The sequence below is a fragment of the Mycolicibacterium agri genome (assembly GCF_002553505.1).
GTDB lineage: Bacteria > Actinomycetota > Actinomycetes > Mycobacteriales > Mycobacteriaceae > Mycobacterium > Mycobacterium agri.
The window spans coordinates 217730-225790 of sequence record NZ_PDCP01000001.1 but is presented as its reverse complement, the minus strand read 5'-3'; the positions used below and the strand labels follow the sequence as shown (position 1 = coordinate 225790).

General features: G+C 66.5%; 9 protein-coding genes. 7 read left to right on the top strand and 2 right to left on the bottom strand.

Annotated features, from left to right (window positions below):
• Window positions 1–71: 71 nt before the first annotated feature.
• Window positions 72–1103: an LLM class F420-dependent oxidoreductase gene (locus CQY20_RS01090; protein WP_097937812.1), complete on the bottom strand. Its 1032-nt coding sequence runs from the start codon at window positions 1101–1103 to the stop codon at window positions 72–74.
• Window positions 1104–1173: 70 nt separating this feature from the next.
• Here CQY20_RS01090 and CQY20_RS01085 point away from each other — a divergent pair, with 70 nt between their 5' ends.
• From CQY20_RS01085 to CQY20_RS01065, 5 genes are read left to right on the top strand one after another with little or no spacing between them, the layout of a single operon-like run.
• Window positions 1174–2166 (top strand): Zn-ribbon domain-containing OB-fold protein, encoded by a 993-nt coding sequence (locus CQY20_RS01085; protein ID WP_174814717.1) that lies wholly within the window; start codon window positions 1174–1176, stop codon window positions 2164–2166.
• A 21-nt stretch (window positions 2167–2187) separates the two neighbouring features.
• Window positions 2188–3255, top strand: coding sequence for a thiolase family protein (locus tag CQY20_RS01080; protein ID WP_097937775.1), 1068 nt, complete (start codon window positions 2188–2190; stop codon window positions 3253–3255).
• Window positions 3255–4442, top strand: coding sequence for a thiolase family protein (locus CQY20_RS01075; protein ID WP_097937774.1), 1188 nt, complete (start codon window positions 3255–3257; stop codon window positions 4440–4442). The genes CQY20_RS01080 and CQY20_RS01075 overlap by 1 nt, the downstream gene beginning before the upstream one ends.
• Before the next feature lie 8 nt (window positions 4443–4450).
• On the top strand, window positions 4451–5329 hold the full coding sequence (locus CQY20_RS01070) for a TIGR03619 family F420-dependent LLM class oxidoreductase (RefSeq protein WP_097937810.1): 879 nt from the start codon (window positions 4451–4453) through the stop codon (window positions 5327–5329).
• Entirely contained in the window at window positions 5317–5733 is a 417-nt protein-coding gene (locus tag CQY20_RS01065; protein ID WP_371871066.1) for a nuclear transport factor 2 family protein, read from the top strand. The genes CQY20_RS01070 and CQY20_RS01065 overlap by 13 nt, the downstream gene beginning before the upstream one ends.
• Here the strand turns inward: CQY20_RS01065 and CQY20_RS01060 are convergent.
• Entirely contained in the window at window positions 5730–6272 is a 543-nt protein-coding gene (locus tag CQY20_RS01060) for a gamma carbonic anhydrase family protein (protein ID WP_097937773.1), read from the bottom strand. The genes CQY20_RS01065 and CQY20_RS01060 overlap by 4 nt on opposite strands.
• Before the next feature lie 100 nt (window positions 6273–6372).
• Between CQY20_RS01060 and CQY20_RS01055 the strand changes: the two genes are divergently transcribed.
• The gene (locus CQY20_RS01055; RefSeq protein ID WP_097937772.1) at window positions 6373–7530 is read left to right on the top strand and encodes a 3-ketosteroid-9-alpha-monooxygenase, oxygenase component; all 1158 of its coding nucleotides are present in this window, start codon (window positions 6373–6375) and stop codon (window positions 7528–7530) included.
• 41 nt (window positions 7531–7571) lie between these two features.
• Window positions 7572–7994, top strand: coding sequence for a hypothetical protein (locus tag CQY20_RS01050; RefSeq protein WP_097937808.1), 423 nt, complete (start codon window positions 7572–7574; stop codon window positions 7992–7994).
• Window positions 7995–8061 lie beyond the last annotated feature (67 nt).

The window sequence follows — 8061 nt, the reverse complement described above, 5'->3', positions numbered from 1 at the left end:
CGGAATCCAACACCCAACAGGGGTGTCGACCAACTACGGCCACCTCACCCCTTGACTCGACCTACAGCCAGCTAGATCAGGCTTGCCAGCTCGCGGATCTGCTCCTGGCTGCGGCCGCTGACGCACATCATCGTCACGCCCGCAGCCTCCCACACCTTGATCTGCTCGCGGACGTAGTCGAGGTTGCCGACGATGGCGGCGTCGTCGACGAGTTCGTCGGGGATGATCGCGGCCGCTTCGTCCTTGCGGTTGGAGCGGAACAGCTTGGTGACGTCGTCGACGACCTCGGCGTAGCCCATCCGTCGGTAGACGTCGGCGTGAAAGTTGGTGTCCTCGGCGCCCATTCCGCCCATGTACAGCGCGAGGTAGGGTTTCATCGCGGCGAAGGCGGCAGGCCGGTCGTCGGTGATGACGATGTTGGCCGTCGCGCAGATCTCGAAGTCCTCACGGCTGCGTCGCGCACCGGGACGGGCGAAGCCCTCGTCGAGCCACTCGTTGTAGGTGTCGGCCATTCGCGGCGTGTAGAAGATCGGCAGCCAGCCGTCGCAGATCTCGGCGGCCAGCGCGACGTTCTTCGGGCCCTCGGCGCCCAGCATGATCGGGATGTCGGCGCGCAGCGGATGGGTGATCGGCTTGAGCGCCTTGCCCAGCCCGGTGGTGCCCTCGCCGGTCAGCGGCAGCGGGTAGTGCGGCCCGTCGCTGGTCACCGGCGCCTCGCGGGCCCAGACCTGCCGGATGATGTCGATGTATTCGCGGGTGCGGGCCAACGGCTTGGGGAACTTCTGCCCGTACCAGCCCTCCACGACTTGCGGCCCGGACACCCCGAGCCCGAGGATGTGGCGTCCGCCGGACAGGTGGTCGAGGGTCAGCGACGCCATCGCGCACGCCGTCGGGGTGCGCGCGGACAGCTGCACCACCGAGGTGCCCAGCCGCACCCGACTGGTCGCCGAGCCCCACCAGGCCAGCGGGGTGAACGCGTCCGAACCCCACGCCTCGGCGGTGAACACGGTGTCGAAGCCGGCCTCCTCGGCCGCGGCGACCAGCTCCGGCGCATTCGCGGGCGGCTGCGCGCCCCAGTAGCCCAGCTGCAATCCGAGCTTCATCTCCACCACCCCGCGATCATCGGCCGCCCCGTTCTTGAAACCATTCTTAGAACCTGTTCTACTCGATGCTGTGACCACCAGCCAAAGCAGCCCGGTGCAGATCGACACGCATCAGCCGCCGCTGTCGGCTCCGCTGAAGGTGTCCTTCGACTACAACCGTTCAGTAGGACCGCTCCTATCCAAGTTCTTCACCGCCCTGCGTGAGCGCCGCATCGTCGGCGTGCGGGCCTCGGACGGGCGGGTGCTTGTTCCGCCCGCTGAGTATGACCCCGTCACATATCAGCCGCTGACCGAGGTCGTCCCGGTGGCCAGCGTCGGGACCGTGCTGTCGTGGACGTGGCAGTCGCAGCCGCTGGAGGGTCAGCCGCTGGACCGGCCGTTCGCGTGGGCGCTGATCAAGCTCGACGGCGCCGACACCCCGCTTCTGCACGCCGTGGACGTCGAGTCCGCCGACGCGATCAGCACGGGCGCGCGGGTGCATGCGCACTGGGTCGACGAACCGGTCGGCGCGATCACCGACATCGCGTACTTCAGCCTCGGCGATACCGAGGAACAGGTGCCGTCGACGCCCGACGAACGCGATCCGGTGATCATCCAGAAGTCACCGAGCACCATCGAAATCCAGCACACCGCTTCGCAACCGGAAAGCGCGTTCCTGCGTGGCCTCGAGGAGGGCAAGTTGCTGGGCGCCCGCACCGGCGAGAACGGCAAGGTGTATTTCCCGCCGCGGGAGGCCGATCCGGCCACCGGGTCGGCGCTGGACACTTTCGTCGAACTGCCCGACAAGGGCACCGTGACGACGTTCGCGATCATCAACATCCCGTTCGCGGGACAGCGGATCAAGCCGCCCTACGTCGCGGCCTATGTGCTGCTCGACGGCGCGGATATCCCGTTCCTGCACCTGATTCAGGAGATCGACGCCTCCGAGGTGCGGATGGGCATGCGGGTTCAGGCGGTGTGGAAGCCCCGCGAGGAGTGGGGCCTCGGCATCGACAACATCGAGTACTTCAAACCGACCGGCGAACCCGACGCCGACTACGACACCTACAAACACCATCTCTAAAAGGGACCAGAGGGAATTCGCATGACCTTCCGCGATGTAGCTGTCGTCGGCTTCGCCCATGCCCCGCATGTGCGCCGCACCGACGGCACCACCAACGGCGTCGAGATGCTGATGCCGTGCTTTCACCGTCTCTACGACGAGCTCGGACTCAAACAGACCGACATCGGGTTCTGGTGCTCGGGCTCATCCGATTACCTTGCCGGGCGCGCGTTTTCGTTCATCTCGGCGATCGACTCGATCGGGGCAGTTCCGCCGATCAACGAGTCACACGTCGAGATGGACGCCGCATGGGCGCTGTACGAGGCCTACATCAAGCTGCTGACCGGCGAGGTCGACACGGCGCTGGTGTACGGCTTCGGCAAGTCCTCGGCGGGCAACGTGCGCCGGGTGCTGGCACTGCAGACCGACCCGTACACGGTCGCGCCGCTGTGGCCGGACTCGGTGTCGATGGCCGGCTTACAGGCGCGGCTGGGCCTGGATGCGGGCAAGTGGACCGCCGAGCAGATGGCGCAGGTGGCGCTGGACTCCTTCGCCGCCGCCGAGCGCACGGACTCGGAGAAGCCGGCCAAGAGCATCGAAGAACTGCTGGACCGGCCGTACTTCGCTGATCCGTTGCGCCGCCACGACATTGCGCCGATCACCGACGGCGCGTCGGCGATCGTCTTGGCCGCCGGCGAGCGGGCGCGCGAGTTGCGGGAGAACCCGGCGTGGATCACCGGCATCGAGCACCGCATCGAAACGCCGATCCTCGGCGCCCGTGACCTGACCACCTCGCCGTCGACAGAGGCGTCGGCCAAGGCCGCGACGGGTGGCGACACGGGATCGATCGAGGTCGCCGAGATCACGGCGCCGTTCACCCATCAGCACCTGATCCTGACCGAGGCGATCGGCCTGCCGTCGTCGACGAAGGTCAACCCGTCGGGTGGAGCGCTGGCGGCCAACCCGATGTTCTCCGCGGGCCTGGAGCGGATCGGCTTTGCCGCGCAACACATCTTCGACGGTTCGGCCTCGCGCGTGCTGGCGCATGCGACCAGCGGGCCAGCGCTGCAACAGAACCTGGTGGCGGTCCTGGAAGGAAGGGACAACTGATGGCCGGTCAACTGGCGGCGGTGCTGGGCACCGGGCAGACGAAGTACGTCGCCAAGCGTCAGGACGTCTCGATGAACGGCCTGGTGCGCGAGGCGATCGACAAGGCGTTGGCCGATTCCGGTGCGACGATGGACGACATCGACGCCGTGGTGGTGGGAAAGGCGCCGGACTTCTTCGAAGGCGTCATGATGCCGGAACTGTTCATGGCCGACGCGGTTGGCGCGACCGGCAAGCCGCTGATCCGCGTGCACACCGCCGGTTCGGTCGGCGGTTCGACGGCCGTGGTGGCGGCCAGCCTGGTGCAGTCCGGCAAGTACCGCCGCGTGTTGGCCATGGCGTGGGAGAAGCAGTCCGAGTCGAATGCCATGTGGGCGTTGAGCATTCCTGTGCCGTTCACCAAGCCGGTGGGCGCCGGCGCTGGCGGCTACTTCGCGCCGCACGTGCGGGCCTACATCAGGCGGTCGGGCGCACCGACGCACATCGGCGCGATGGTGGCGGTCAAGGACCGCCTGAACGGGGCCAAGAACCCGCTGGCGCACCTGCACCAGCCCGACATCACGCTGGAGAAGGTGATGGCGTCGCAAATGCTGTGGGATCCCATCCGTTTCGACGAGACGTGCCCGTCGTCCGACGGCGCCTGCGCGGTGGTGATCGGCAACGAGGAGATCGCCGACCAACGGGTGGCCGACGGAAATCCGGTGGCGTGGATTCACGCGACGGCGCTGCGCACCGAACCGCTGGCATACGCCGGCCGCGACCAGGTGAACCCGCAGGCGGGCCGTGACGCCGCCAAAGCGCTCTGGGAGGCGGCCTGCATCACCAGCCCGATCGACGAGATCGACGTCGCCGAGGTGTATGTGCCGTTCTCCTGGTTCGAGCCGATGTGGCTGGAGAACCTCGGCTTCGCCCCCGAGGGGGAGGGCTGGAAGCTGACCGAGGCCGGCGAGACGGCGATCGGTGGACGGATCCCGTTCAACCCGTCCGGTGGGGTGCTGTCGTCGAACCCGATCGGCGCGTCCGGCATGATTCGGTTCGCCGAGGCGGCGATTCAGGTGATGGGCAAGGCCGGCGAGCATCAGGTGCCCAATGCCCGCAAGGCGCTCGGCCACGCGTACGGCGGCGGGTCACAGTACTTCTCGATGTGGGTGGTCGGCGCCGACAAGCCTGCGGGCAAGCGAGCAGGTTGACCATGACAATGAAGTACACGTGCGCGGTGCCGATGGTGCAGATCGACCACCTGACCGAGATCGCCAAGACCGCAGAGGAAGTCGGGTTCGACTCGATAGCGCTGCCCGACTCGATCTTCTATATGGAGAAGCAGTCGGCGGACTATCCGTATACCCCCGACGGCTCGCGCATGTGGGACGAGAACACGCCGTGGGTCGATCCGCTGATCGCCGCGGGCGCGATGGGCGCGGTGACGTCGACGCTGCGGTTCTACACCAACGTGATGAAGCTGGGGTCGCGCAACCCGCTGCTGCTTGCGCGCCAGGTCGGCTCGGTGGCGAACTTGACCAACAACCGGTTTGGGTTCGGGGTCGGAATCGGCTGGGCACCCGAGGAATTCGAGTGGTGCGGTGTGCCCTACAAGCGACGCGGCGCCCGCGTCGACGAGATGATCGAGATCATCAAGCGCGTCCTCGCCGGCGGCATGGTGGAGTTCCACGGCGAGTTCTACGACTTCGACCGGCTGCAGATGAGCCCGGCTCCCAGCGAGCCGGTGCCGTTCTACGTCGGCGGACACACCGATGCGGCCCTGCGCCGCGCCGCTCGGGTGGGCGACGGCTGGACCAGCGCCATGCTGAAGGCCGAGGAACTCGCGGAAATCATCGGCAAGCTGAAGGCGCTGCTGGCCGAATTCGGCCGTGCCGACGCACCATTCGAGTTCCAGGCCGTCTGCATCGACAAGTTCGACCTCGACGGGCACCGCGAACTCGCCGACATCGGTGTCACCGACTACATCGCGATGCCGTGGGTGTTCGAGGGTCACGGCTTCGACGCCGATCTGCAGACGAAGAAGGATTCGATGAAGCGGTTCGCCGACACCTACATCCACTCCGGATGGCAGCAGTGAGCGACTCGCCGGTTCACCTGGCCGGGAAGCGATCCCGCGAGGCCGCGATGGCCCACGACAAGGAGGCGTGGCTGGCGGTCTTCGCCGACGACGCCATCGTCGAAGACCCGATCGGCCCGTCGCACTTCGACCCGGAAGGCAAGGGGCACAGGGGAAAAGAGGCGATCGCGAAGTTCTACGACATGGCGATCGCGCCGAGCGAGCTGACGTTCAACTTCGAGAAGACCTATCAGTGCGGCAACGAGGAAGCCAACGTCGGCAACATCGTGATCCGCTCGAGCGGCTATGAGGTCGTCGCCGAAGGGGTGTTCACCTACCGGGTGAACGACGAAGGTAAGATCGTCTCCCTGCGCGCCTACTGGGAACTGGACAAGGCCACCGCAAGCGCCCGCAGGATCCCTTAGGGCGTACCTGGCTCGGTGATCTCCCGCAGTCCGGTGGAGTACCGACGCGCCAGGTCCTGATACGCGCCGGGATTCGTGTCGACCCACATTTGTGCGCCGGTGCCCGCGACGGGGCCCCTGATCTTGGCAGGCGCGCCCGCCGCGACGACCTCGTCGGGGATCTTGGTGCCGCCGACCACCAGCGAATGCGCGGCGATGAGGCTGCGCGAACCGATCACCGCGCCGTCGAGGACGGTGGAATGGTTGGCGATCACCGCCTCGGCGCCGATGTGCACGCCGTGGATGACGCACCCGTGCGCGACGGTCGCGCCCGGCCCCACATCGACGGGTATGCCGGGCGGCGCATGCAGCACGCTGCAGTCCTGCACGTTGGCGCCCTCGCGGACGATAATGGGGGCGAAGTCGGCCCGCAGGACCGCGTTGAACCACACCGAAGCGCCCGCCTCGATGTGCACGTCTCCGACGAGCGTGGCGGTCGGTGCGATGAAGGCGCCGGGGTCGACCGTCGGCGATCGGCCCTCGAACGTGAATAGCGGCATTACTCAGGTATACACCGCAGGTAGATGGGGTTTGTGTTGCGCCGTCAGCGGGAAAAACTGTAACGTGTTCTAGTTAGAGAGCAAGGACAGGAGGCGCGAAGTGACGGCTGATACGGCCCACAGCGGCATTCGCGAGATCGACACCGGCACCCTGCCGGACCGGTACGCGCGCGGTTGGCACTGCCTCGGCCCGGTCAAGAACTTTTTGGACGGCAAGCCGCACGGCATCAAGATCTTCGGCACCATGCTGGTCGTGTTCGCCGACTCGCACGGCGACATCAAGATTCTCGACGGTTACTGCAGGCACATGGGCGGCAACCTGGCGCAGGGCACCATCAAGGGCGACGAGATCGCCTGCCCGTTCCACGACTGGCGTTGGGGCGGCGACGGCAGGTGCAAGCTGGTGCCCTACGCCAAGCGCACGCCGCGGTTGGCCCGCACCCGGGCCTGGACCACCGATGTGCGGGGCGGTCTGCTGTTCGTCTGGCACGACCACGAGGGCAACCCGCCGCCACCTGAGGTGCGGATCCCGGAGATCCCCGAATTCGCCGACCCGCAGTGGACCGACTGGCGATGGAACTCGCTGCTGATCGAGGGCAGCAACTGCCGCGAGATCATCGACAACGTCACCGACATGGCCCACTTCTTCTACATCCACTTCGGGCTGCCGACGTACTTCAAGAACGTCTTCGAGGGCCATATCGCGTCGCAGTACCTGCACAACGTGGGCCGGCCCGATGTGAACGACATGGGCACCGCCTACGGGGAAGCGCACCTCGACTCGGAGGCAAGCTATTTCGGGCCGTCGTTCATGATCAACTGGCTGCACAACACCTACGGCGACTTCAAGGCCGAGTCGATCCTGATCAACTGCCACTATCCCGTCACACAAGACTCCTTCGTGCTGCAGTGGGGTGTCATCGTCGAGAAGCCCAAGGGGCTGGACGAGGAGACCACCGAGAAGCTGGCCGCGGCCTTCACCGACGGCGTCAGCAAGGGCTTCCTGCAAGACGTCGAGATCTGGAAGCACAAGACACGCATCGACAATCCGCTGCTGGTCGAGGAGGACGGCGCGGTGTATCAGATGCGGCGCTGGTATCAGCAGTTCTACGTCGACGTCGCCGACGTGACACCGGACATGACGGATCGCTTCGAGATCGAAATCGACACCAGCGCGGCCGTAGAGAAGTGGAACCGCGAAGTCGAAGAGAACCTCAAAGCGCGGGCCGCCGAGAAGGAGAAGGCCGAGCAGCGGTGACACGCGACGAGGTCCCAGACGTCGACCGGATCGCCCGGTCGATGCTGGCCCTGCACGGAATTCACGACGACGACGACCACAGCCACGGTCCCGGCAGCGACGCTGACAGTGGCGGAACATGGTCGAAGGCACCGAATTTCGCGTCCGACCCGGATCGCGCCGCCGCCGTGCGCGAGGCCACCTTGCGCGACCGCGAACGTTATCTGAACTCGGGCTGGGTTTCCGTCGACTGCCGGTTCTGTCACGTTTCGGTCGGCGTCAAGAAGTTCAGCCCCGCGCACACGGCCGTGCAGTGGAATTCCGACGCCTCACGGCGGTGCGCGTTCTTTGCCGAAGTGCGCGAGTCCGGCGGTGAACCCGCCCGCACGCCGACCTGCCCGCGATTGGCCGACAGCATCAAACACGCTGTGGCCGAAGGTGTTCTGGAGGAGGCATCGACCGCCCCCTCCCCCGGCGACGGGTGACTTTCTTTCCGCGAGCTGGGCCCACACGTCAGTAGGGGAACGCTAAGGTCCGCCCTTTCCTGGGCTT